21 protein-coding genes and 2 tRNA genes are annotated in these 25,913 nt (G+C 49.9%); 4 read left to right on the top strand and 19 right to left on the bottom strand.

Annotated elements, in window-relative coordinates:
- Positions 1–358 precede the first annotated feature (358 nt).
- Entirely contained in the window at positions 359–2,434 is a 2,076-nt protein-coding gene (locus ACMXD4_RS15800; RefSeq protein ID WP_084153330.1) for a sulfatase, read from the top strand.
- Positions 2,435–2,488: 54 nt separating this feature from the next.
- Here the strand turns inward: ACMXD4_RS15800 and ACMXD4_RS15805 are convergent, their stop codons facing one another.
- From ACMXD4_RS15805 to ACMXD4_RS15830, 6 genes are all read right to left on the bottom strand, one after another.
- Complete coding sequence (locus tag ACMXD4_RS15805; protein WP_415878715.1) at positions 2,489–3,493, bottom strand: NAD-dependent epimerase; 1,005 nt, start codon at positions 3,491–3,493, stop codon at positions 2,489–2,491.
- Between the two features lie 2 nt (positions 3,494–3,495).
- Positions 3,496–4,767, bottom strand: coding sequence for a Vi polysaccharide biosynthesis UDP-N-acetylglucosamine C-6 dehydrogenase TviB (tviB, locus tag ACMXD4_RS15810; protein WP_415878716.1), 1,272 nt, complete (start codon positions 4,765–4,767; stop codon positions 3,496–3,498).
- Positions 4,768–4,812: 45 nt separating this feature from the next.
- The gene (locus tag ACMXD4_RS15815) at positions 4,813–5,418 is read right to left on the bottom strand and encodes a TetR/AcrR family transcriptional regulator (RefSeq protein WP_101051582.1); all 606 of its coding nucleotides are present in this window, start codon (positions 5,416–5,418) and stop codon (positions 4,813–4,815) included.
- Between the two features lie 63 nt (positions 5,419–5,481).
- Complete coding sequence (gene pgsA / locus ACMXD4_RS15820) at positions 5,482–6,042, bottom strand: CDP-diacylglycerol--glycerol-3-phosphate 3-phosphatidyltransferase (RefSeq protein ID WP_033157381.1); 561 nt, start codon at positions 6,040–6,042, stop codon at positions 5,482–5,484.
- Positions 6,032–7,861, bottom strand: coding sequence for an excinuclease ABC subunit UvrC (gene uvrC, locus ACMXD4_RS15825; protein WP_415880842.1), 1,830 nt, complete (start codon positions 7,859–7,861; stop codon positions 6,032–6,034). The genes pgsA and uvrC overlap by 11 nt, the downstream gene beginning before the upstream one ends.
- Before the next feature lies 1 nt (position 7,862).
- On the bottom strand, positions 7,863–8,510 hold the full coding sequence (locus tag ACMXD4_RS15830; RefSeq protein ID WP_415878717.1) for a uracil-DNA glycosylase: 648 nt from the start codon (positions 8,508–8,510) through the stop codon (positions 7,863–7,865).
- Between the two features lie 407 nt (positions 8,511–8,917).
- Here ACMXD4_RS15830 and ACMXD4_RS15835 point away from each other — a divergent pair, with 407 nt between their 5' ends.
- A complete protein-coding gene (locus tag ACMXD4_RS15835) occupies positions 8,918–9,985 on the top strand; it encodes an OmpA family protein (protein WP_101051579.1) in 1,068 nt (355 codons plus the stop codon).
- Between the two features lie 86 nt (positions 9,986–10,071).
- Here the strand turns inward: ACMXD4_RS15835 and ACMXD4_RS15840 are convergent, their stop codons facing one another.
- From ACMXD4_RS15840 to ACMXD4_RS15890, 11 genes are all read right to left on the bottom strand, one after another.
- Complete coding sequence (locus ACMXD4_RS15840; RefSeq protein WP_415878718.1) at positions 10,072–10,965, bottom strand: GNAT family N-acetyltransferase; 894 nt, start codon at positions 10,963–10,965, stop codon at positions 10,072–10,074.
- A 188-nt stretch (positions 10,966–11,153) separates the two neighbouring features.
- A complete protein-coding gene (locus ACMXD4_RS15845; protein WP_415878719.1) occupies positions 11,154–12,806 on the bottom strand; it encodes an alpha-keto acid decarboxylase family protein in 1,653 nt (550 codons plus the stop codon).
- A gap of 248 nt (positions 12,807–13,054) precedes the next feature.
- Positions 13,055–15,133, bottom strand: coding sequence for a polyribonucleotide nucleotidyltransferase (gene pnp / locus ACMXD4_RS15850; RefSeq protein WP_033157375.1), 2,079 nt, complete (start codon positions 15,131–15,133; stop codon positions 13,055–13,057).
- 83 nt (positions 15,134–15,216) lie between these two features.
- The gene (gene rpsO, locus ACMXD4_RS15855) at positions 15,217–15,486 is read right to left on the bottom strand and encodes a 30S ribosomal protein S15 (RefSeq protein WP_171694720.1); all 270 of its coding nucleotides are present in this window, start codon (positions 15,484–15,486) and stop codon (positions 15,217–15,219) included.
- 109 nt (positions 15,487–15,595) lie between these two features.
- Positions 15,596–16,513 (bottom strand): tRNA pseudouridine(55) synthase TruB, encoded by a 918-nt coding sequence (gene truB / locus ACMXD4_RS15860; protein WP_415878720.1) that lies wholly within the window; start codon positions 16,511–16,513, stop codon positions 15,596–15,598.
- Positions 16,513–16,929: a 30S ribosome-binding factor RbfA gene (gene rbfA, locus ACMXD4_RS15865; protein WP_415878721.1), complete on the bottom strand. Its 417-nt coding sequence runs from the start codon at positions 16,927–16,929 to the stop codon at positions 16,513–16,515. The genes truB and rbfA overlap by 1 nt, the downstream gene beginning before the upstream one ends.
- Positions 16,929–19,640 (bottom strand): translation initiation factor IF-2, encoded by a 2,712-nt coding sequence (gene infB, locus ACMXD4_RS15870; RefSeq protein WP_415878722.1) that lies wholly within the window; start codon positions 19,638–19,640, stop codon positions 16,929–16,931. The genes rbfA and infB overlap by 1 nt, the downstream gene beginning before the upstream one ends.
- 14 nt (positions 19,641–19,654) lie before the next feature.
- Complete coding sequence (gene nusA / locus ACMXD4_RS15875; RefSeq protein WP_319960558.1) at positions 19,655–21,166, bottom strand: transcription termination factor NusA; 1,512 nt, start codon at positions 21,164–21,166, stop codon at positions 19,655–19,657.
- On the bottom strand, positions 21,156–21,641 hold the full coding sequence (rimP, locus tag ACMXD4_RS15880) for a ribosome maturation factor RimP (RefSeq protein ID WP_319960559.1): 486 nt from the start codon (positions 21,639–21,641) through the stop codon (positions 21,156–21,158). Before rimP ends, nusA begins: the two co-directional genes overlap by 11 nt.
- Positions 21,642–22,183: 542 nt before the next feature.
- Positions 22,184–22,259, bottom strand: a tRNA-Phe gene (locus ACMXD4_RS15885).
- Positions 22,260–22,282: 23 nt separating this feature from the next.
- A tRNA-Phe gene (locus ACMXD4_RS15890) sits at positions 22,283–22,358 on the bottom strand.
- A 192-nt stretch (positions 22,359–22,550) separates the two neighbouring features.
- Here ACMXD4_RS15890 and ACMXD4_RS15895 point away from each other — a divergent pair.
- Positions 22,551–23,372 (top strand): HAD-IIA family hydrolase, encoded by an 822-nt coding sequence (locus tag ACMXD4_RS15895; protein ID WP_415878723.1) that lies wholly within the window; start codon positions 22,551–22,553, stop codon positions 23,370–23,372.
- A gap of 33 nt (positions 23,373–23,405) precedes the next feature.
- Positions 23,406–24,392, top strand: a complete 987-nt coding sequence (gene dhaK, locus ACMXD4_RS15900; RefSeq protein WP_415878724.1) for a dihydroxyacetone kinase subunit DhaK — start codon at positions 23,406–23,408, stop codon at positions 24,390–24,392.
- Positions 24,393–24,405: 13 nt separating this feature from the next.
- Here dhaK and dhaL read toward each other — a convergent pair whose 3' ends face one another.
- Positions 24,406–25,053 (bottom strand): dihydroxyacetone kinase subunit DhaL, encoded by a 648-nt coding sequence (gene dhaL, locus ACMXD4_RS15905; RefSeq protein WP_415878725.1) that lies wholly within the window; start codon positions 25,051–25,053, stop codon positions 24,406–24,408.
- 164 nt (positions 25,054–25,217) lie between these two features.
- Positions 25,218–25,730 (bottom strand): hypothetical protein, encoded by a 513-nt coding sequence (locus tag ACMXD4_RS15910; protein ID WP_225893059.1) that lies wholly within the window; start codon positions 25,728–25,730, stop codon positions 25,218–25,220.
- Between the last annotated feature and the right edge of the window lie 183 nt (positions 25,731–25,913).

A 25,913-nucleotide genomic window follows, 5' to 3' on the forward strand; every position in this document is an offset into this window, starting at 1 on the left:
GCCTATTTTAACAGTTGGCCCCTCATCTATGCCTTAGCTTACTTGGCTTTTCGAGTTTTTCACCAGCCTGTTAACCCGTTTATCGAGTCAAGCGAAACGAGTAGAAGGCATGGAATGGGTACGCCATTACAGCCTAATGGTCAGAACCTCGATCATTTGCTATATGGTTGGCACCGCTTTCCTCGGTTTATCCTACTGGGATTTGATTTATCATTTAGTATTTATATCGATGTTAATTAAAAAATTCGCATTACAAGAGTTTTCGGAAAAAGCACGCACAAATGAACAGCAGTACAAAAAAAATCGAAATATAATAATTTAGCCACCAATCATACTCATCCAATCGAATAAAATAGAGATGGAAAAAATACTGGTGTCCCTCTACTGCTCATCTGCTGCCGCACTGCTTTTTACTATTACATTAATAATACTTACCTTACACAACTATTCCCGTACCGGACCCGGCATCCAAAAAGAAATAGAAAAAAAATTTGGGTATTATGTGGTTTTCGCCTTAACCAGGTTAGCCGCTTGGTTATTTGTCATATTTTTTCTGACATCCTTACCCGGTTCTATTGCAGCTTATTCACTATCAAAGCTTACTACATTGATAGAATTTAATTTCATCACAGGCTTAAGCTGCTGCTTAATATCAACCACGCTAATTACTACCTACTTTTTTTTACACCAACTCCTGTATACACCTGGCACCATTCAATTATCTTTCCAGTATAGATTTTCCAGATTATTTGTTATATGGAAGATATTATCTCCGAAAATAATAAGTGGCATAAAGTTTTCATTAATTTCATTACTGTCTGTAACATCGGTAATCGCTCTATTTTTAGCTATCGAAGAAAATAATACGCCGCTAGTGCTCTATATAATAGCTTTGGCTGGTTTATATGCTTACATCTATTACGCAACGATAGTTAACGAACCAGCTGTCGTTAAAGCATCGTCTCAAACAAAACCCAATGTGATTATGATAGGTTCTGATACATTGCGCCATGACAGACTAGGCGGCAGCAACTATCACAGAAACCTCACCCCCAACATTGATAAATTAAGCGCGAACGGCTTACGACTCGATAAATGCATAACCCCTGTCGCCAGAACGGCACCAAGTATTGCGTCCCTATTTACCGGATTATGGCCGCATAACCATAAAATTCGCGATAATTATCCATCCTTGGCAGACTGTAAACTACCGCAACCGTCTTTGATCGACATATTAAACGAACACGGTTACTTGACTGCATGCATCTCCGATTGGTGCGGAGCCGATTTCGCAAAATTAAGTTTTAACTTCAAGGAAATCTCGGTCGCTGAAGATCAATGGAATATCAAACTACTACTAAGACAAGGGCCGTCTTTAATCCGAAACGTATTATCGCTTTTCACCAATAACGCATTAGGAAAACGCTTCTTACCCGAGTTCTATTATCTGGCCGGCGTACCCTTAATCCGAAGCTTAAGTCGCGAATGCCGCCAATTAATTGCCCATTCGGCGAAAAACTCGCAGCCTTTTTTTATTAATTTGTTCACTTCGGCCACGCACGTCCCTTTCAATTCGGAGTATCCCTATTACAACTTATTTACCCCAAAAGACTATAAAGGTGAGTCACGGTTTATTATGACCAGACTCGCCTCGGCGGAAGAAATTATCAAAAAACAGGAAAAAACCTCGGAGTTTTTCGACATCCCGCAAATTATTAATTTATATGACAGCTGCGTCAAACAATTCGACGATGAAGTGGGGAAAATAATAGACTATATTGAAAAGTCGGATTTATCCGATAATACCATCGTCATCATATATAGCGATCATGGTGCGGATTTTTTTGAAACGGGATGCTGGGGCCAGGGCAATACCTTGGTAGGAAACGACCCCAGCGGCAGAATTCCATTGGTGATGAAAGGCCCAGGAGTGCCTGGTGGCGTAAACTTTAAGCCGACCACCCGCTCCATTGACGTCATGCCAACTTTGTTAGATTTGTTGAATATACCTATTCCAACAACGCTCGACGGTGTTAATTTGATTCCTTATGTGAAAGCACAGACATCGCCGGAGCTTTTTGCTTTTCAAGAAACAGGGATTTGGCTAGGAAAGATACCTGGCTTACATCCTGAACAAATTTTATATCCCAATATTGTTGAATTACTGGATATTCCTGATAAAAAATCCGGCACACTGGTCGTCAACGAAAAACATTATCCCACGGTTATCCGCGCGAAAAGCCGTTCCGTACAGAATGAAAAGTGGAAACTAATATATATAGCGACTTATACAAAACCTGTGTATCAGCTATACGACTTAGAAAACGATCCATATCGGGATGTAATAGAGTCTCATCCCGATATATTCGCGGAGCTTAAAAAGCTATTGGATAGCCACATCGAGAGTGACCCTTTATTTGAATCTGCTAATTAAAATACAAAGCTGTTGCACAGTTTAAAACTGCGCAATCAGGGTATCAAAAATTATTCACTGATAATACTGAAGATACCAAGCAACAAACCGTTCAATCCCCTGCTCGATAGTCGTGTTTGGTTTATAACCAACATCCGCTACCAAGGCCTCTACATCGGCGAACGTATCCGGGACATCACCAGGCTGCAAGGGCAATAAATTTTTCTCGGCAGTTTTACCGAGAAAACGTTCCAAGGTTTCGATATAAGACAGCAGTTCTACCGGATTCTGGTTACCAATGTTATAAACCCGCCAAGGTGCTCTACTGGTGCCTGGATCGGGTTTTTCTCCACTCCAGTCCGGATTCGGCGAAGCGTTATGATCCATGGTCCGAATCACTCCCTCAACGATGTCGTCTATATAAGTGAAATCGCGGCGGTGCTTACCGTAGTTGAATACATTGATTTTCTCGCCATTCAAAATCGCTTTGGTAAATAAAAACAACGCCATGTCTGGGCGACCCCACGGCCCATACACAGTAAAAAAGCGCAAACCTGTGGTAGGCAATTGATACAAGTTGCTATAGGTGTGCGCCATCAGCTCATTGGCTTTTTTTGACGCCGCGTACAAGCTCAAGGGATGATCGACATTGTCATGCACGGAGAACGGCATGGATTCGTTGGCACCGTAAACCGAACTGCTTGAGGCATATACCAAGTGCTCCACCTGATTATGCCGGCAACCCTCCAAGATATTGATGAAACCGACAATATTACTATCGATATAGGCATGCGGATTCTCGATGGAATAGCGCACACCGGCCTGAGCCGCCAGATTAACCACTTTTTGCGGCTGGTGCTTTTTGAATAGTGCATCCATACTGGCTCTATCGGCAATATCCAGCCTGACATCGGTATAGCCGGCAAAATCCTTGATCCGATCCAAGCGACTCAATTTCAGGTTAACATCGTAATAGTCGTTGAGATTATCGACACCAATAACTTCGTCACCACGCTCCAACAATCTGAGCGCCAAATGATTGCCTATAAAACCGGCCGTGCCGGTCACCATAATCTTCATTCTTAAAGCCTTGCGTCTGTTTGATCCGTAGGAAACAAGTATTTCAGGTCATACACAATGGCTTGCGGCGTACCTAAAGCTCTGACGTCTGAAATCGCCATTTTTCTGAACTCGTCATGGGCCACAGCCAGAATAATCGCGTCATATTTTCCCGCCGCCGGTTTAGCGACCGGCGTTATACCGTATTCGTGTTTCGCTTCCTCAGCATTAACCCAGGGGTCGTAGACCTCGACATTGACGCCATAAGTCTTCAATTCGGCAATGATGTCTACCACCCGAGTGTTACGAATGTCCGGACAGTTTTCTTTAAAGGTCAAGCCCATGATCAACACATTAGCTTCCTGGACATGCACACGCTTCTTCAGCATCAGCTTTACCAATTGCGACACAACGTATACCCCCATGCCATCGTTGATTCGACGGCCAGAGAGTATCACTTCCGGGTTGTAGCCTATCGCTTGAGCTTTATGGGTTAAGTAGTAGGGATCCACACCGATACAGTGTCCACCCACCAAACCTGGGCGAAACGGCAGGAAATTCCATTTAGTTCCCGCTGCCAGCAATACTTCTTCAGTATCTATTCCGAGTTTGTTAAAGATCAAAGCCAATTCGTTGATTAAAGCGATGTTGACGTCGCGCTGAGTATTTTCAATGACTTTAGCAGCCTCGGCGACTTTGATGCTGCTGGCTTTGTGCGTGCCCGCAGTAATGATGCTTTTATATAAAGCATCTACTTTTTCTGCTATTTCGGGCGTAGAGCCCGAAGTAACCTTCAGAATATTGGTTACGCGGTGTTGTTTATCGCCGGGATTAATGCGCTCAGGGCTATAACCGACATAAAAATCCCGGTTAAACGTTAAACCCGACACTTTCTCCAGAATCGGTATGCACACCTCTTCGGTTGCGCCGGGGTAAACAGTGGATTCGTAAATGACGATATCGCCGGACTTTATTACCTTACCCAACAAATCGCTGGCTTTTTGCAGCGGCGTCAAATCAGGTTGTTTATGTTCGTTGATTGGCGTGGGGACTGTGACTATATAAACCGAACAATCGGCTATATCTTGTAAATCTGCGCTGTAAGTCAGTAACTTGGCTTCGGCGAGTTCTTCTTCACTAACCTCCAGAGTATGGTCGCGACCTGCGCGTAATTCCTGAATCCGATGCTGGTTAATATCGAAACCTACGGTTTGATATTTTCGTCCAAACTCGACAGCTAGCGGCAACCCCACGTAACCAAGCCCAATCATACCGATTTTAATGTTATCTAACATCTAGTAAATCCTCCTCCGCCCCGCTCTGAGTTTTAATGACTTGAATTACTTTTTAACTATACAGCCCCACGCCGTCAGCCAAGCTTGTGCCTGATAGCTTTCCGCCGTTTTCGGCAAGTTGCCGCTCAACACCATCGCCAAGGTATGATTGATAATGCCGAAGAAATAAGTGTAGGCCAATAAGGGATCCAGTGCCTTCATCTCGCCGTCTTTGACGCCATTCTGAAAAATCCGTTTTATTTTAATAAACGCGGGCGTTTCCAGCAGGGGCTTAGGTTCCGCCAAAAACTCTTCGCTTTTTACAAATAACAAGAACTCAACGATTTCCGGAGCGTCATCGGTTAATTTGAAGAGTAAATCGACTATTTCCCGCAATTGTTCGGCAGCTTTGCGATTACGGCGGCGAATATCATCAATCGATATGCTCAGGCTATCCAGAATATTTTCGTACAAGGTTTGCGCGATGGCTTGCTTGGTTTTGAAATACTGACTAATGCCGGTACTGGTTGTTATACCCGCCGCATCTTTAATATCGGTTAATGAGGTATTGAAATATCCCTTCTTGGCAAACAGCTTTAAAGCAGCCTGCAACACTTCGTCCTGACTGATGGTTTTATTCGGTTTATTTTCTAATTCTAATTCTTGTTCCATGCTCTTATATACAGCTTTACCTGCTGTTTACTCTCTGTTGTGGCAGTATCGATACTGCTTTTATTATTCGTTGATGGTGGAGAACGCCGCGACCAGGTAATTAACCATAGACCATAAGGTTAAAATCGCCGACAAGTATAACAACCAGTAACCCATGGTATTGATAGGCAGGCCTAATAAATCATCCCTATAAAGCAACAAACTCACTGCCGTCATTTGCGCAGTGGTTTTCCATTTTCCCAATTGCGAAACCTTGACCTTGGCACGCTGACCAATCTCAGCCATCCATTCTCTCAGCGACGCAATCGCAATTTCCCTACCGATAATGATAGCCGCCGGCACCGCGAGATAAGGATTGCCTTGAGCCTGCACCACCAATACCAGAACAAACGCCACCATCAATTTATCGGCCACCGGATCCAGGAATGCACCAAAAGCGGTTTGCATATTCATTTTTCTGGCCAGATAACCGTCAAGCCAATCGGTGAAACCGGCAACCAGAAAAATTGCGGTACAGGCCAGATTGGAATATTGCCACGGCAAATAAAACACGATGGCCAACAAGGGAATCAGGGCGATCCGCAACAGGGTTAAATAGGTCGGAATGGTAAATCTAATGGCCATCTTGATGGTGAAATGTATCGTAAATTCGCTGCGCTAATTGTCGGCTAATGCCATCTATACTGGCTAAAGCATCCACACCCGCGCTGGACACACCCTGTAACCCGCCAAACTGTTTCAGCAAAACCTGTCGTCTTTTCGGCCCCAGTCCGGCAATATCTTCCAGTACCGATTGTTTGTTAACCTTACCGCGTCGCTGCCTGTGTCCGGTTATCGCAAAACGATGCGCTTCATCGCGAATCTGTTGAATCAATAACAAGGCGGAAGCCCCCGGCGTCACATCCAAGGGCTGCCGATTACCGACCAGAATGATTTTCTCCATGCCGGCTTTGCGATCAGGACCTTTAGCAACACCGACTATCATAACATCGTTTATCTCCAATTCAGCCAAAGCCTTTTCCGCCTCAGCGACTTGGCCTTTACCGCCGTCTATTAAAAGGATGTCCGGCGCAGGATGCTCGCCATTCTTCAAGCGGCTGAAGCGCCTAAAAACCGCCTGATGAATCGCCGCATAGTCATCGCCTGCGGTAATGCCATCGATATTGAAGCGCCGATAATCGGATTTGACCGGTCCTTCTCTATCGAACACCACACAAGATGCCACGGTCTGCTCGCCTTGGGTATGACTAATATCGAAGCACTCCAGGCGACTTGGCGTGGTATCGCAGCCCAGTTCCTGCTGCAAACTGACAAAGCGCCCTTGTAAGCCCTGCCGATCAGCCAGCCTAGCGTTAAGCGCGCTATCGGCATTGGTCGCCGCCATTTGCAACCACTTCATCCGTTCGCCGCGCACATTATTGGCAATCGCTACCCCATGCTTGGCCTGCTCGCCCAACACATCGGCCACTAAAGCCGCTTCGGGCAAGGCATGGCTGACGATCAATTCGTGAGGTACGGTTTTATCCAAATAATATTGGGCGATGAAAGCCTGCAAGATTTCCTCGGGCTGATTTTCATCGTCGACTTTCGGAAAAAACTGCCGGTTGCCCAAATGCTGACCGTTGCGGATAAAAAATACCTGCACACAGGCCGCGCCGTTTTTAGCCGCGCACGCCAAAATATCCACATCGCCTTTTTCCCCTTCCACACAATGTTTTTCCAATACAGCGCGCAAGCGGGCGATTTGATCACGATAGGCTGCGGCTTGCTCGAACTCCAATTGGGCGGCCGCAGCTTCCATCTTCACTACCAACCGATCAATTAATAAGCCACCCTGTCCATCCAAAAACAAAATGGTATTTTCCACATCGGTGGCATATTGCTCTTTGCTGACCAGTCCCACGCAAGGTGCAGTGCAACGCTCTATTTGATGTTGCAGGCAAGGTCGAGAGCGAGCACTGTAATAGGAATCTTCGCATTGCCGCACCGGGAAAATTTTTTGCAATAACTTCAAGGTTTCCTTCACCGCACTGGCGCTGGGATAAGGCCCGAAATACCTGCCCCGCCGCTTCTTGGCGCCGCGATGAAAAGTTAGCTGCGGAAAATCGTGGAAACTAGAGATGAACACATAGGGATAGGACTTATCATCGCGCAAGCTGATGTTGTAGCGCGGCTTGTGGCGTTTAATCTGCTGGCTTTCCAGCAGTAAGGCTTCACCCTCCGTGTGGGTCACGGTTACCTCTATACCGGCGACCTTGGCTACCATGGCCTGCTGTTTGGGCGAAGCATTTTGAGTTCTGAAATAGCTGGAAACCCGATTTTTCAGATTCTTGGCTTTGCCGATATAGATGATCTCGCCCTTCTCGTCCAACATCTTGTAAATGCCGGGACGCTGAGTTAGCGTCTTCAAAAAGGCTTTGGCGTCAAATTCGCCCGGTTGCATTTCAGTCACGGGCAGATAGCAAGTTTTGAATGGTTACAAACACCGCCGCCAGCATCTTCATGCTCAGGCGTTTGGTCTGGACGTTATAGCGACTGCAATGGTAAGAACTGACCAGCGTGTTGCCGTCCGGCAATTCAAAACTTACATGATGAGCAAACTTAGCCGCACTACTCTTCACCCCATATGCTCGCAATACCGCCTGATGCGCAATATTCCCCAAAGCCAAAATCACCGAATGTTTCGGTAGGGTTTTAATTTCGGCCGCCAGATAAGGGTTGCATTGCTTAATTTCGTCACCGGTGGGCTTGTTTTGTGGCGGCAAACATTTCACGGCGTTGGTAATCCGACAATTGCTCAGCTGCAAACCATCGGCCAAATTCGTCGATGCCAATTGATTGCTATAACCGAAATCATACAAAGCCTGATATAACAACAGACCGGCATAGTCGCCGGTAAACGGTCTGCCGGTGGCGTTCGCGCCGTGCATACCCGGTGCCAAGCCAACAACCAGCAAGTGCGCTTGCGGATCACCGAACGGTGCCACCGGCAAGGCGTGATAAGCAGGATATTTCGCCTTCACTTCACAGAGAAATTCGCTTAACCGCGGGCATGCTCGGCAGTCTTGCTTGAAATAAGATGAATAAGTCATAAAACTATAAACACTCAAATTGGCGGAATTTTACCTGAGGCCCAGATTTCTTGCGTCGCTCGCTTTGCTTATTAACCTGCGTATCTAAAACATCCTTACTTCCGTCTTCGCCGGAATAACCTTCCGGAGAGAATAAGCGACGGCTTGACCGCAAGCGGTCCTAGCCCGGACTTTCCAAATTCCCATAAGCCAAGCCCGGAAACAGCCGACTGGAATACCGCAAATACTGGCACCGGATAAACCTAAACGTTTGCTAATAGCCAAAATTGTGGTATTTTTACAACATGCTTAGCAGAATCTGCAATTCCCTTTGATTTTTAAAGCCTATTTTTTCTAACCATGGCTTTATTACTCCCTCTCAAAAGCAACGAATTATCTATTTTTTACAAATAACAAAAGGAGTCTTTATGTTGAAGAAAAGTTTACTGGCAATCGCCATGATGGCGGCGCTCGGTTCCGTGTCGACGGCACAAGCCGACGAGTTCCTTGACGACAGATGGTACGCGGCGCCCTTCGGCACTTTCGTGCAACCGGGCGGTGATCGTAATGCGCATAGCGGTTGGGGCGGCGGTTTGGGCCTGGGTAAGATCATCAACGAACATCTGAACATTGAGATCAGAGGTTTGTACCAAAACCTGGAAGGCGCTAAAAGCAATGGCAACTGGGATTTGACCGGCGGTACTGTCGACGCGCAGTATTATTTGTTTAGAGATAAATTCTCGCCTTATGCCGTAATCGGCGTGGGTGGCATCAATAGCACCCACAATGGCGACAGCGGCGCGGGCTTCATCGGCGAAGCGGGTGCGGGTTTTACTTATGAATTGCATGACAACTTCCTGATTCGTAGCGACGTCCGTTATCGTTACAACAACAACTTCAACGCCAAACTACAACCCGGCACCGAAGAATTTCACGACATGACGGTTAATCTGGGTTTCGTGGTCCCGTTCGGCGAAAAACCTAAAGCAGTTGTCGCAAAAGCCGAACCAACCCCGCCACCCACCCCAGTACCGGCTCCAGCAAAACTGGATTGCTCAAAAATGGATGACGACAAAGACGGCGTAAATAACTGCGTTGATAAGTGTCCGACTACATTACCGGGCGTTGAAGTCAGCATTTACGGCTGCTGGATCGTTGATGTTAAGTTCGATAACGACAAAGACGTGATCAAACCGCAGTATTTCCCAAAACTGGATAAAGTCGTTGACCGCATCAAACAGTATCCTGACATGGCGTTTGAAGTTCAAGGCCATACCAGCAATACCGGTTCGTACAAACACAACCTGGACTTGTCGGAGCGCCGGGCCTTGGCGGTTAAGAAATACCTGACCAAAGGCAGCCACTCTCCCAATATCACTTCACACGGTTATAGCTGGGATAGACCTATCGATACCAACGAAACCGAAGAAGGCCGCGCCAATAACCGCCGAGTACAGCTGGAAGTGGATGGTAAAGCCCAACAGACATTGAAATAGTCAGCGAACCTGGTTAAGTCAATTGATTCAGCACAAAAACCCGCCGTTAGGCGGGTTTTTTATATGCGCACGAAGAAGATCAAAAATTACAAACTCAATGCCCTAAATTCCGCACAAGCACTTGAACGCTGCCAGACCCGCTCAAACTCTTCGCGCAATGGCCGATGACGTGCCGGCAAATTAGGACTCCAATGCCCATCGTAGCGATTACCCAGCAAGCGAAATAAATAGCCGTCGCTATCGTTGATGATAAAAGCAGAAGGATATTGCAAATCTTCAGCTTCATCGGGCACACGAATCAAAAAATATGACGGTAAGCGCTGAGCTAATTCCACGATAGGATGAACCTGATGACGCAGGCTGGCTGGTTCCTGAACGATAATCTGCACACTGGCGTTACGATTGCCGAGAGTAAATTGTTTCAGAGCCTCGACAAGGTCTTTTTGTCCATATAAAGCAAAGTCCAGATCCCTGCTGTAGATACAAATCTGCCGACGAGCCGCCATCACCAATTGCCGGGTAGCGGTTAAGGTCGATTCGACAGTCTCCAGACGGACAGCGTCAACAGAAACTTCTCGGGTCTGAGGTACTGATCGCACCGCTTGTTCAAGCGACTGCAATATAAGCCTGATAGCCTGATGCGGAATGCCGGCTTCAGCAAACACTTCGCCTTCCGCGACAAAACCGAATTTTTGGTAGAACCCCAATGCGCTAAGTTGCGCGTTGGCGGTAATAGTAGTCAGCCCCAAGTTACGCGCTTTGTCGATTGCTGCACGCAACAAAGATTCACCAACACCTTGTCCGCGCCATTCGAGTAGAACCGCCATTCGTCCAAGCTTGCCCTCCGGCGAAAGTCGACACGTAGCGATTGGCCGATAATCCGCATCCCGCACTAAAAAATGATGGCAGTCCGCATCAAGTTTGTCGAACTCCACTTCTAACGGTATTTGCTGTTCGACAACGAACACCAAATTTCGCACATAACATATGTCCTCAAAATCAACGGCGTAGCTGGCTGGCTCGAGATAACAGTTGGCAATTTGCATAGCGCGACGGATGAGTAGTAAGTGAGTGAATGAGTTTAGATACACTCTGCTGAAAATTCGACTCGGCAAGCCGATTGTATTACCTACCGGCGGATCGGATGGCAGAGAACACAAGCCTCGCTTCAAACCTCTCTTTTGATCTTCGACTGCAAATGCTCGGCAAGACGCTTCATCGCTTCCGACGAATCGTTGGCTGCCAGATGGACATTAATGATACTGGGCATGCTTTGGTTATTCAGGGCATTGAACAGAGCCTCTTCAAATTCAGCTTCCGTTCGCGCATCATAGCCGGCTAAAGGCCCAAATAGCCCTCCCAAACGATCAAAACGCCATGGATTAATATCGTTGAATGGACCTTCAAGAATACAACGCTCCGTACTGTAACCGTCGTTGTTAAATACCACTACGATAGGATTCAATCCCAAGCGGGCATGAGTCGACAGCTCGGTGCCGGTCATTTGAAACGCCCCATCGCCGACTAAAATCAATGCCCGCCGATCCGGACGCGCGATTTGCGCACCTAACGCAGCCGGCACAGCAAAACCCATCGTGGTGTAAAAAGCCGACGCCAAAAATTCGCTTTGCTCGTGGACGCGCAAATCGATAGCGGCAAACAAGCAATCGCCGACATCGCACACCACGATCATGTCGTTGCTTAACGCACTATTCAGCCGCTCGACTAGTCTCGCAGTGGTGATTGGCCGGTCCGATTCCGGAAAAGCATGGTTTTTTAACGGTTCCGGAATGGATACGCAACTGGTTCCGGAGGTATTAACCGAGCCGGCTAAAGCCCCGAGAAAGTCTTCCAAGGCAATGCCTGGATAACGATGCGCGCTGATTACCACTTCGTTCAATGCCGCGCGAATGGTTGAATGGGAATTGAGTTTTGCCGTGTAGATACCGGTATCGATCTCGTTCAAGGTTACACCCAACATCAACAGCAAATCGGACTTTTCGACTCTGTCTCGCACGGACTCCGAACTCATCGCACCTTCGTAAATCCCTAGATACGCCGAATGCCGTTCGGACATCACCGATTTACCAGTTAGCGTGGCGACTACGGGCAAACCGGTACGCTCCACGAAATCCGCCAAAGCGCTTTGCAGCCCGCGTCGATGCAATTCAACACCCGCCACGATCATCGGCGACTTCGCTTTGGATAATAACGCCATGGTTTCGGCAAGCGCTTCGGATAGAGCAGTTTGGTCACTGGTAAACTGTTCTACTGACTCAGTCGGCATGGGATAGCCTTCCGCCATTACCAAGTCGCGGGGAAGCTCGATGTATACCGGCTTGCAAAAACGGCGCGCGGCTTCGATAGCATGGTCGATTTGCCGAAAGGCGATCACCGGGTCGTTTAGCACCACCGACGCGCAGCTAATCCGTTCGAAAATTTCCCGCTGAAAAGTAAACGGCCCAAATCGATGGTGAATCAACGGATCGTCTTTCTGCTCGCCAACGCCGGGCGCGCCACTGATCAGTACCACCGGCGAGGATTCTGCATAAGCGCCGGCAATCGCATTCACTGTGTTTAAGGCACCAACGCCGTATGTCACCGCCAACGCGCCCATGCCCGCGCAACGCGCATAACCGTCGGCCGCGAAGGCTGCGGAATCTTCTCGGGTGGTGCCGATATGCCGAACCTGACTTTTTATCATCAGATCATAAAACCCCAACACATAGTCGCCAGGCACGCCAAAGATGTCTTTTACACCGGCTTGATATAGGCGCTTGAGGAGGTATTGTCCAATCGTATCGAATTTGGCAGTGCTCATAGCGCTTTGTGACCTCCGAATAGAATTAAACTGTGAGCACTGATTCGTAAAAGACCCATATTGCTCAACCGTTTTAACAGGACGATTAAGAGTCAATACTGCTGAGCCCCGCCTAAAAAGTCAACAGACATTCATAGTCTCCGGAAATTACGATTCAAAAGTATCTCAATCGCGGCGACATAAGATTCTGAGTTTCAGCCACAAAAAAAGGGCCTTGCGGCCCTTTTCGTTGCGGAGTCGAACCGAACTTATTCGCTATCGACTTCTTTCATGCTCAAGCGCACCCGGCCTTGACGGTCGATTTCCAGTACTTTGACTTTGACGACATCGCCTTCCGACAGTTTGTCGCTGACTTTTTCCACACGTTCGTCGGAGATTTGTGAAATATGCACCAAACCGTCCTTGCCAGGCAGAATGGTCACGAACGCACCGAAGTCCATCAAGCGCACCACTTTGCCTTCGTAGGTTTTACCCACTTCGACTTCGGCGGTGATTTCTTCGATCATGCGTCTGGCTTCTTCGCCCGCCGCTCTGTCGACAGAGGCTACGTTGACCACGCCGTCGTCGGTCAAATCGATACTGGCGCCTGTGGCTTCGGTAATGGCGCGAATAGTCACGCCACCTTTACCGATGACTTCGCGGATTTTAGCCGGATCGATTTTGAAGGTGATGATGCGCGGAGCAAAGTCTGACATTTCGGAACGTGTGCTGGACAAGGCTTTGTTCATCTCACCCAAAATGTGCAGACGGCCTTGTTTGGCTTGTTCCAGCGCAACTTTCATGATTTCGGCGGTGATACCGTCGATCTTGATGTCCATTTGCAACGCGGTGACGCCGTTCTCGGAACCGGCCACTTTAAAGTCCATATCGCCCAAGTGGTCTTCGTCGCCCAGGATGTCGGACAATACTGCAAATTGATCGCCTTCCTTGATCAGACCCATCGCGATACCGGCTACTGGGGCTTTGATCGGCACGCCGGCGTCCATCAAGGCCAAGCTGCTACCGCAGACAGACGCCATGGAGCTGGAACCGTTGGATTCGGTGATTTCCGATACGACGCGCAGGACGTAAGGGAACTCGCCCATGTTTGGCAACACCGATTGCACGCCGCGCTTGGCCAAACGGCCGTGGCCGATTTCACGGCGCTTCGGCGAGCCTGTGCGGCCGGTTTCGCCAACGCTGAACGGTGGGAAGTTGTAATGGAACAGGAAAGTATCTTTATATTCGCCGGCCAGCGCATCGATGATTTGCGCGTCGCGCTCGGTGCCCAAGGTCGCAACAACCAAGGCTTGGGTTTCGCCGCGAGTGAACAGCGCCGAACCGTGGGTTCTGGGTAGCACGCCGGTACGGATCGTGATTGGCCGAACAGTGGTCAGGTCGCGGCCGTCGATACGTTTGCGGTCGTTCAGAATCGCACCGCGCACAACATTGTATTCCAAGGTTTCGATAACGTTGCGGATGTCTTTTTCGCCGTAAAGATCTTCGGCGGTCAATTTTTCGACGACGGCGCTACGGATTGCACTCAGGGTGTCCTGTCTGGCCAGTTTTTCCGGAATTTGATAGGCCGATTTGATTTGCGCTTCGGCTTCAGCGGCAACAGCGGCTTTCAAGGCTTCGTTATCCGCAGGTGCTGTCCAGGTTATTGCCGGTGCAGCTGCTTCCGCAGCAAATTCATTGATCGCATTGATCGCAACCTGCATTTGCTCGTGGCCGAACAATACCGCGCCCAGCATCACGTCTTCCGGCAGCACATCGGCCTCGGACTCTACCATCAATACGGCTTTGGAGGTACCGGCAACCATCAGACGGAGACGCGACTCCTTCAGTTGCGGCAACGTGGGGTTCAGCACATATTGGCCATCGATATAGCCGATGGTTGCGGCGCCCAGCGGGCCATTAAACGGCAAACCGGAAACCGCCAGCGCAGCGGACGCCCCAATGATGGCCGGCGCTTCGGTATCGATTTCCGGATTCAAGGACAACACGGTGGCAATGATTTGGACTTCGTTAGTGAAGCCTTCGGGAAACAACGGACGGATCGGACGATCGATCAGGCGCGAGATCAGCGTTTCGTTTTCGCTTGGGCGGCCTTCGCGTTTGAAAAAGCCGCCAGGAATTTTACCCGCGGCAAAGGCTTTTTCCTGATAATCCACCGTCAGCGGGAAAAAGTCGCCACCGCTGCTTTCTTTTTTGCCGACCACGGTCACCAACAGAGTGGTACCTTCGACATCAATGATTACCGCGCCGTTGGCTTGGCGGGCAATTTCGCCGGTTTCTAAGGTGACGAGACGATCGCCGTACTGAAATTGTTTCCTGATAGGATTCACTATAAGGTTCCTTTGTTTAAAGGTTATGCTAAAAATTTGCCTTAAAGCAGAAACGGCGCCCGATGCGCCGTTTCCAGTTTGTGCTACTTACGAATGCCCAAACGTTCGATCAACGAACGATAACGAGCCACATCTGTGTCTTTCAGGTAATCCAGCAATTTACGGCGTTGGTTTACCATGCGCAGCAAGCCGCGGCGCGAGTGGTTGTCTTTTTTATGGGTCGCAAAATGCGGAGTCAGCTGGTTAATGTTGGCGGTCAACAAAGCAACTTGGACTTCGGTTGAACCTGTATCGGTATCCGACAAACGGTATTCTTCAACAATGGCTTTTTTTTGTTCTGCGGTTAATGACATTCTTAATCCCTATCGATTAATTTTGATTGAATAAAGGCCATCGTTTGATGACCGTGTAGCCGCTATCTCCACAATAGGGTGTAGAAACTTTGCGGTTTTTCCCGGAAAATCAAGTTGTTTGATCTTCCAAATGAAATAGTTTTTTCGGCGCTAGTTTACCATCCAATAGGATTTCTCCCAACCCCAAAAAGGCCTGCGGCGAGTATATTCTGACCTGGCCGGCCATACCGCCGTTAAAGGCTATGCGCTGACCCAGCTTGATTTTTTCGGCCTGCTCAGTAGACAAAGATACCTCCGGGATCGCCTTCAGGGGTACATCCAGTTCGATTAAGGTATTCTGCAATTCTGCAAAGCCCATAGCCTGCAACTGCTGCAAGGTATAAGCCTGATCAAGATCGAAAATACCCGCCTTAGTTCGGCGTAACGCAGTTACCGTGCCGCAGGTCCCTAACCTGTGACCAATATCTTCGGCCAGCGAACGAATATAAGTACCCTTAGAGCAAAATACATCCAGCGTCAATTGCCCCAATTCGGCATCGAAATTTAACAGCTGCAATTCATAAATAGTGATGGCCCTGGGCTGACGGTCCACGGTTTTGCCTTCCCTAGCCAACTCGTACAACTTCTTGCCTTGATGCTTGAGCGCCGAATACATCGGCGGCACCTGCTCAATCGGCCCGGTGAAATGCTGCAAACAAGCTTGCAACTGCACGCCATCCAGGGCTGGCACCGGCATTTCGGCGACGATTTTACCTTCGCTATCGCCGGTATCGGTCATCACGCCCAGTTGTATCGTTACCTGATAACGCTTATCGTCATCCAGCATCAATGCCGAGACCTTGGTCGCCTCACCGAAGCACAAGGGTAACAAACCGGTCGCAAGAGGATCCAGCGCCCCGGTATGCCCGGCCTTGTTGGCATTAAACAATCGCCTGACTTCCTGCAAGGCCTGATTGGACGATGCGCCCAAACGTTTGTCGAGCAGCACGATGCCATGCACATCGCGCCCCGACTTACGTTTTGCCATCAATCGTCCTGTTGCGGTTTATCGGCCCCAGCTTCCGGCGCAATACCAGCATCCTTAACTTCGTCGTGATGCAAATCGCCCAGTAACTCGGCGACACGCATCCCGGTGTCGAAGGAGTGGTCATAGTAAAAATGCAGCTCCGAGATATGCCGTAAACGCATACGCCTGGCAAGCTCATGCCGGATAAACGGCGAGATTTCGTTCAACACCTTCACATTCGCGCGCTTAGCGGCATCATCTTCGGCATCCAACACCGTCACGAATATCTTGGCGACCGCCAAATCCTTGGACAATTCGACGTCGTTAATCGTCACAAAACCCAAGCGGCTGTCATCGACATCACGCTGTAAAATCGACGCCAACTCTTTCTGCATTTCCGATGCAACCCGCTGACTGCGGCCAAACTCTCTTGCCATTAGATTTCCCGTCTGACTTCGATACGTTCAAACACTTCGATCTGATCGCCGTTTTGCACATCGTTGTAGTTTTTCACGCCGATACCGCATTCCATGCCCATTTTCACTTCATTGACATCGTCTTTGAAGCGGCGCAAGGATTCCAGCTGACCTTCGTAAATCACCACATTGTTGCGCAATACGCGAATCGGCAGGTTGCGTTTGACGAAGCCGTCGATAACCATACAACCGGCCACCGCACCGAATTTCGGCGAACGGAATACGTCCCGTACTTCGGCCAGACCGACGATTTTTTCCTGGATCTCCGGTGCCAACATACCGCTGATCGCGCGTTTCACTTCGTCGATCGCTTCGTAGATGATGCTGTAGTAATGCAGATCGATGTCTTTTTCTTCGATCAATTTCCGGGCAACCGCATCGGCACGCACATTGAAACCGATCAAGATCGCGCTGGAAGCCAATGCCAAGTTAGCATCGCCTTCGTTGATGCCACCAACACCACCATAGATGCATTTGACTTGCACCTCTTCGGTGGACAAGCCTACCAAAGACTCACGCAAGGCTTCCAAACTACCTTGCACGTCGGTTTTGATAACGACGTTAAGCGTGGACGTTTCGCCGGCTGACATCCGCGAGAACACATCGTCCAATTTCGACGCATGTTGCGCCGCGTGACGACTGGAGCGTTTACGGTCTTCCCGGTGAGCGGCAAGCTCTCTAGCAACCCGTTCATTCTGAACCACCAGGAATTCATCACCCGCATCCGGGGTACCGGACAAGCCAAGAATCTCCACAGGCATACTAGGCCCAGCCGACTTAATAGCGTGGGCGTTTTCGTCGAACATTGCTCTTATCCGGCCATATTCGTGACCGCAGAGGACGAACTCGCCTTTGCTCAACGTACCTTTTTGAATCAATATCGTCGCCACCGCGCCGCGGCCTCTATCCAGACGCGATTCGATACAAATACCGGAGGCGATGCCATCGACCGGCGCTTTCAATTCCAGCACTTCCGCCTGAACGATCAGCGCTTCGATCAATTCATCAATACCGGTACCCACTTTCGCCGATACCCTCAGGAATTGCACATCGCCGCCCCACTCTTCCGGCACCACATTCAAGTTGGCCAGTTCTTGCATGACGCGGTCCGGATTCGCTTCCGGTTTATCGATTTTGTTCAAGGCCACGATGATGGGCACATTCGCGGCGCGCGCATGATCGATGGCTTCTCTGGTTTGCGGCATCACACCGTCGTCAGCAGCCACCACTACGATCACGATGTCTGTTACTTCCGCACCACGCGCCCGCATCGCGGTAAACGCGGCATGGCCTGGCGTATCCAGAAATGTGACCGCACCGTGGTCGGTTTTAACCTGGTAAGCACCAATGTGTTGGGTAATCCCGCCCGCTTCGCCGGCAGCAACCCGGGTTTTGCGGATGTAATCCAGCAAAGAGGTTTTACCGTGGTCAACGTGGCCCATGATGGTGACAATAGGCGCGCGTAATTGAACCTTACGTTCGTCGCTATCACCTTGCACCTCGGCCAGCATTTCCTGTTCAAAGTCATCTTCGCTCTGCATGATGGCTTTGTGGCCCATTTCCTCAACCAAAATCACCGCCGTTTCTTGGTCGATGGTTTGATTGATCGTGGACATGATGCCAAGCTTCATCAAATGCTTGATAACTTCGGCAGCCTTGATGTTCATTTTTGCAGCCAAATCCGAAACCACGATGGTTTCCGGAATGGTGACGTCATACACAGTCGGCGCAACCGGCTTCTCAAACTTATGTCTAGCCTGATTGACATCGATCTCGAATTCAGGTTTTTCCCGACGCGATGGCGCCTTGCCTTTTTTGCCTTTGCCGCCGCGACGCGCGGCATCACCGCCGCCGCCAATATCGCCATCGGTAGACGGGCCGCGGGTGGGCTTGAATTCGGCTTTTTTCTTATGCAGCGTGGTTTGTTGCTGCTTGGCTTCGGCTTTTTGTTTGACTTTTTCCGCGGTTCTTTGCACCGCAGCTTCCAGCCTTTCTTTCTTTTCTTTTTCCAGACGCTGCTCTTCGGTCAGCTCCGGCGCCACAATCGTCGCGGGTGCTTCAGCCTTAGCGACCCGCTCAGGCTGCGCTTCGGCAACAACCGGCAACGCCTCGGTCACCTGCTGCTCTGCAGCAACCGGTTCCGCACTCACCATCACAGCCGGCGCGGACGCATCAACCGACTGAGCAATTTCCGCGCTGACCAACACTTGCTCTTCTGCGGCAGACTGAACAGCCTTCTGTTCGTGCAATTGCTTACGCTTTTCTTCTTCGATAGCTTGTTGCCGTCTCTGTTCGTCCAAAGCTTGTTTGGCTAATTCGGCCTGTCTTAGCTCGTCGTTAACAGAGGACGCATCGCTGCGCTTGATATAAGTCTTTTGCTTGCGCACCTCGACACTGACGGTTTTCACAGCTGTACCCGGCGGTGAGGATTGTCTTAATTCGGTTTTGGTACTGCGTTTCAAAGTAATGCGTTTGGGGGCGGCGGCTTCCTGATCGGCGTCCGACTTGCCGTGGCGCTTGCGCAAATGCGCGAGTAATTTGACTTTCTCTTCGTCGTTTATCACATCATCGGGCGCGCTGGCGGTCAAGCCGGCTTCCTTCAATTGTTCTATAAAACGCTCCAAAGGGATGCCAACAACCTCTGCCAATTCCTGTACTGTTTTATCGCTCATAGTATCCTCCTGCCTCAGCCCTTATCCTCTGCGAACCAAGATTCGCGGGCTTTCATGATTAGTTTACCAGCACGCTCCTCGGTCATGCCGGTAAATTCGATAATGTCGTCTATCGCCTGCTCCGCCAAATCGTCCAAAGTCACAATGCCCTTGGCCGCCATTTGGTGCGCCAACTCTTCGTCCATCCCATCCATGCTCAACAATTCCTCGCTAGGCACGGCGGTTTCAATTTTTTCTTCGGATGCGATAGCACTGATTAACAAAGCATCCTTGGCGCGAGTGCGCAAAGCTTCCACCAACTCTTCGTCGAAGCCTTCGATTTCCAGCATTTCGTCGACGGGGATGTACGCAATTTCCTCAATGTTATTCAATCCCACATCAACCAAAATACTGGCGATTTCTTCATCGACATCCAACAACTCCATGAACTGCTGTTTGGATTTGGCGGCAGCTTCGTCGTGGTTTTTATCTACTTGCGCAGCATCTTGAATGTTTAATTCCCAACCGGTCAATTCGGTAGCCAGACGCACGTTTTGGCCGCCACGACCGATGGCTTGCGACAAACTGTCGGTAGCCACCGCCACGTCCATGCTGTGCTTATCTTCGTCGACCACAATCGATTGAATTTCGGCCGGCGACATGGCATTAATCACGAATTGCGCGTCGTTGCTGTTCCATAAAATAATATCGACCCGCTCGCCCGCCAATTCATTAGAGATGGCTTGAACCCTGGAGCCACGCATACCGACACAAGCACCAACGGGGTCCAGGCGCGGATCGTTGGCTCTGACAGCGATTTTTGCGCGGGAACCGGGATCGCGAGCCGCCGCCAAAATATCAATCAAACCTTCACCGACTTCCGGTACTTCCAAACGAAACAGCGCAATCAATAATTCCGGCGCGGTACGGCTAACAAACAGCTGCGGACCGCGTGGCTCGGAACGTACGGCTTTCAAATAGCCACGCACCCTATCACCCATTCTAACCGGCTCTTTCGGGATCATATCTTCCCGGGCAATATAGGCTTCGACATGACCACCCAAATCCAGGTAAACACTGCCTTTCTCCAAGCGTTTGACAACACCGGTGACCAACTCGCCAACCCGGTCCTGATAGGCTTCGACAATTTTCTTGCGCTCGGCTTCGCGAACTTTTTGAATAATGACTTGCTTGGCAGTCTGCGCGGCAATCCGGCAAAAATCGACCGATTCGATTTCTTCTTCTACGTAGTCGCCGACTTGAATATTAGGATTATCGAATTGCGCAACTTCCAGCAACACCTGCCAGCCAGGATGTTCGACGTCGCCGTTAATCTCGGGATTCGCATCGACGACCAACCACCGCCGATAAGTCAAGTAATCACCAGTATGCCGATCAATGGCTACTCTAGCTTTAATTGGATTTTCGTAACGCTTGACAGTCGCCGCTTCCAAAGCGGATTCAATGGCCTGAAAGATAATTTCCTTGTCTATTTCTTTTTCGTTAGCAAAAACATCTGCCACCAATAAAATTTCTTTATTTGCCACTGCGACCTCCTTTATTGATTATGTAATCCGGCACCAAGCGTGCCTTGCTCATTGCCTGAAACGGGATTTTTAACAACTGCTCACCTTCCTGTACCAGAATGGCATCGTCTTCGACCACCTTGATCTGGCCGGTAATTTTGCGGCGTTTATCGATGGGCTTGAATAAGCTCACCAGCACAGTGCTCCCCAAAAAACGTTGAAATTGGCTGAGTTTGAAAAACGGCCGATCCGCACCCGGCGAGGATACTTCCAGATGGTATTCACCTTGAATCGGATCTTCGACATCCAGCACCCCGCTAATCTGGTGGCTAACCTTGGTGCAATCGTCCAGCAATATCCCATTGTCGCTGTCGATATAAATGCGCAACATGCCGTGTGTCGGATGCGGGTTGTACTCTATCCCCACACACTCATAGCCAAGACCTTCCACAATTGGCTCGATCAATTCCACCAAATGTTCAGGAGCCTGTTTCATTAACGCCTCACCTTTTCAAACCCAAAAAAAAAGAGCCTCAGGCTCTTCCATAAACAACCAAAACCCGTGGGCTTCGCGTTTTTCGAAAGCCCACAAAAGAAAAAACCCCTGAAAGGGGCTTTCTTAGCAAAACCACGCCTGAAACAGCATTGAGGAGAACTCACTCGTTTATCGAGACAATAATCTCAAAAAACCACGCTTATCAGGAAACAATTTACCGCCTCAAAAACTGCGGCGAAAAATTAAAAGCCGAATTATAACCATATCTTTCAAGGATGTAAATCGACATTCCACGCCACCCTACAAGTACTTGGCTAAATCCTGAAACCTGCACTCTCGACAGAATTGTATTCACACCGAAATTTACAAGGATGACACAGGAGACAGAGCCCGCAGACTCGCTCACCATCGAAATCGTCCAAAGGTATGGCATTGAACCGAGCCGCTATTCGTCAGCTACTTACCGACTGAAACAAGGAAAATCTTGGATTTGAGAGACTCTAGCCGATCAAACGCTATTGCGAGGGGAATATTTGTTCAGGTGGTGCCCAGGGACAGAATCGAACTGTCGACACGAGGATTTTCAGTCCTCTGCTCTACCGACTGAGCTACCTGGGCAGCGACTTAACCTAAAACCAGAATGGTGCCCAGGGACAGAATCGAACTGTCGACACGAGGATTTTCAGTCCTCTGCTCTACCGACTGAGCTACCTGGGCGTCAAGAGCCGCGCATTAAACTAGGTTACAAACAATTAGTCAAGGAAAATACCACCAATCCCGGCTAACTGGACAGCAGGCGGTGATGTATGCAATTCTTCCGCACCGCAAATTCCTGACATTTTTAGCGCCAAATATCAGACTTTGCAGACACAAACCCCATTTAAACAACCCAAGCAACCGAGACCGTTTATGCAAGCTTTCACCGACATCCACGCCCTGATCATCGATATGGATGGCGTACTTTGGCACGGCGACCGAGCTCAAGCCGGACTCGTAGATTTTTTTCAGACTCTGCGCGAACTAAAGCTACCCTTCATCCTGGCCACCAATAACGCCAGCCTGACAGCGGAACAGTATGTCGATAAGCTGGCAAAAATGGGCGTAACAATCGCACTGAACGAGATTCTGACTTCTGGCATGGCCACCGCGCTATATTTGTCCGAACGCTACGACCCACAGACTACTCGCGTATTTGTGATCGGCGGCATCGGTGCCCGGCAACCGCTGCTGGATTTGGGCTTTAAACTTACCGGACTTTACGAGACCGAGCCCGAACAGCGCGCGCATCTGGTTGTTTGCGGCATGGACAGAGAATTAAGCTGGGACAAACTGGCCACCGCCACCCTGAATCTGCGAGCCGGCGCGCACTTCATCGGCACCAACGGTGACCTTTCGCTACCGACCGAACGCGGCGAAACCCACGGCAACGGCGCCATTCTGGCAGGCTTGACCGCTTCCACCGGCATCAAACCAATGATTATCGGCAAGCCGGAGCCTATCATTTATCGACAAGCATTGAGCCTGCTGAATGTCGACCCCGCCTATACTGTCGCTATCGGCGATCGGCTGGATACCGACATTCTCGGCGCAGTGCGCACCGGTATCCGCAGCCTGATGGTGCTCAGCGGCGTATCCACCGAACAAGATGTCGCTGCAGCGGATTTCGGTCCAACCTGGATTATGCCGGACATACGCGACATCACCGAAAGCTTGCGCCACAGCAAACTCTAAGCTCATTCCACGCCCTAACAGCGGAGGCGAATCATGAAAAAATTTATCGACAGCCCGGACACCTTACTGCAAACCAGCCTGCAGGGCTTTGCCAAAGCCCATGCCGACATCGTGCAATTCAATCCTGAGCCGCGATTTGTATATCGCAACGTGCGTAAAACCGGCAAAGTCGCGCTGATTTCCGGCGGCGGCTCAGGTCATGAACCGCTGCACAGCGGCTTCGTCGGCGTCGGCATGCTGGATGCCGCCTGCCCCGGACAGGTATTTACTTCACCAACGCCGGACCAGATGCTGGCCGCGGCGCAAGCCATGGACGGCGGCGCTGGCGTGCTGTTTATAGTTAAAAATTATGCCGGTGATGTGATGAATTTTGAAATGGCCGCCGAGATGCTGGACCTGCCCAACGCCAGCGTTTTGATTGACGACGACATCTCCTTACCCAAAACCCACAGCATCGGCCGTAGAGGCGTGGCCGGCACCACCATCGTCGAGAAAATCGTCGGCGCCGCCGCTGAAAACGGCGCTGACTTAGCCACCTGCAAGGCACTGGGCGAACGGGTCAATCAAGCAACCGCCTCGATGGGTGTCGCCTTGACCAGTTGTACGGTGCCGGCCTTGGGCCATCCAACTTTTGCTATTGCCGACGACGAAATCGAGTTAGGTGTCGGCATCCACGGCGAACGCGGCCGCGAGACAAAGAAGCTGGTGAGCGCCAGCGAAATTGTCGACCAATTAGCCGGACATATTTTCGATGAATTGCAACCCGCCGCCGGCCAAGCCGTGTTGCTGCATGTGAACGGCTTCGGCGCCACACCATTGATAGAGCTACATTTGATTTACGAATTGGCCTGGCAATATTTCAGCGAACGCGGCCTGACCGTCCAGCGCTCTCTGGTAGGCAACTTTACTACGTCACTGGATATGGCAGGTTGTTCGCTAACGCTGACGCTGCTGGACAAAGAAATGCTGGGTTTTTGGGATGCGCCGGTGAATACCGCTGCGTTGCGCTGGGGTTGTTGAAGCAGGCAACAATCTAAGCGGGTTGAACCTGGGCGTTTTTCAACACCTCGGCAATCGCCGCGATCATCAACTGCGCAGTCTTGGCACCGGCATCGATATGGCCTTTGCTGCGCTCGCCCAGAAACGAGGCGCGGCCCTTGGTAGCCAACATTTCGCGAGTGGCTTCCACGCCTTCTGCCGCCACCAGGCTTAGGCTATCCAAAATCTCGGCCAGCGGCTTACCCGCAGCCGCATGCTCCCGCAACGCCTTGGCGACCGGCACTAGTACATCCAGCATGGTCTTCTCACCAACATCAGACTTGCCGCGTTGCTTCACAGCCTCGACTGCCTGCAAAAATGCATCAGAAAACCCAGCAAGATCGATAAGCTTGTCCTTAGCATTCTTTGCCAGCGCGATAAACAAAGTCGCATACAAAGAGCCGGAAGCACCGCCGACAGCAGCCATCACCGTCATACCGATTTTCTGCCAAGCCGCCACCCAGTCGAGTGTCGCTATCTCACCGGCATGCTCGCGTAAGGCCTGCAAACCACGCTGTAAATTAAACACATGGTCGCCGTCGCCTATCGCTTGATCCAGTTCGGTTACTTCTTCGGCATGCGCATCAATGGTCTCAATCAACGCTTGAATCAATTCCGGAAACAAAGATGGGGTCAATGACATGCCGCCTCCGCGCAACAAAACAATTAAGTTTGCTGAGCATAGCTAAAACGCCCTATTACTGTCCAGCCATACACATTCGCAGACACACTGTGCTAGAGAACATTTGGCAAATTCCCAGCTTCCGCCGAACCGATGACGGCCGAGATAGCTGAATGACTGACGATTTATCTATTTTCCAGCGCCAGCGCATCCAGAAACGGCAACTCCGTATCCGCGTCATACACGCTGAAGTGATATTTATCCTTCAAATATTCCAAAAGCCAGGCGTTGGTGTCGGCTCTGCGCTGCCCGGCAGCCTCGTTCATTTGTTGCAAGCGCTGACGCACCGCGTGTTGCGGCAATAACAACAGCTCAATATCGGCCATTGATACGAATTTTTCCGGATCGGGGTTCTTGCCGTTAAAAATCTTGAATAGCTGATGCTTTTTTAAGCCCAAATGCGTGTTGAGCTCGTCCTTAAACTCGATGAATAACGGTAACAAATCGCTACCGACACACGAGTCTTCATGCAGCTTGTGTAAACGATTCAGCAAATGGTAGACCGCAAACCGGTACAATTCCGACTCACGCACAAACAGCCGAGCGGCCATGGCACGCACGGCAATCCGGTCGGAATTGTTCAACCGGATCGAAACGATGTGTTTTTTATCGTCTAAAAGATGTTCGTTGTCGTTCAACGCAAGTCCTTTGTGATTAATCGCCGGCAAACTCAAACCGGTCGAAACAACTTAATTTGCGAGAATTTAAAGCATCAATGTTACAGATTTATAACAAACGCCCAGACACGCGAAAATTTCCGGCAAATCGCTCGACTATTGCTGCGGACATACGGCAAAACACCGGATTTTGAGGAAAAGTAT

Source organism: Methylomonas sp. TEB (assembly GCF_047777895.1).
GTDB lineage: Bacteria > Pseudomonadota > Gammaproteobacteria > Methylococcales > Methylomonadaceae > Methylomonas.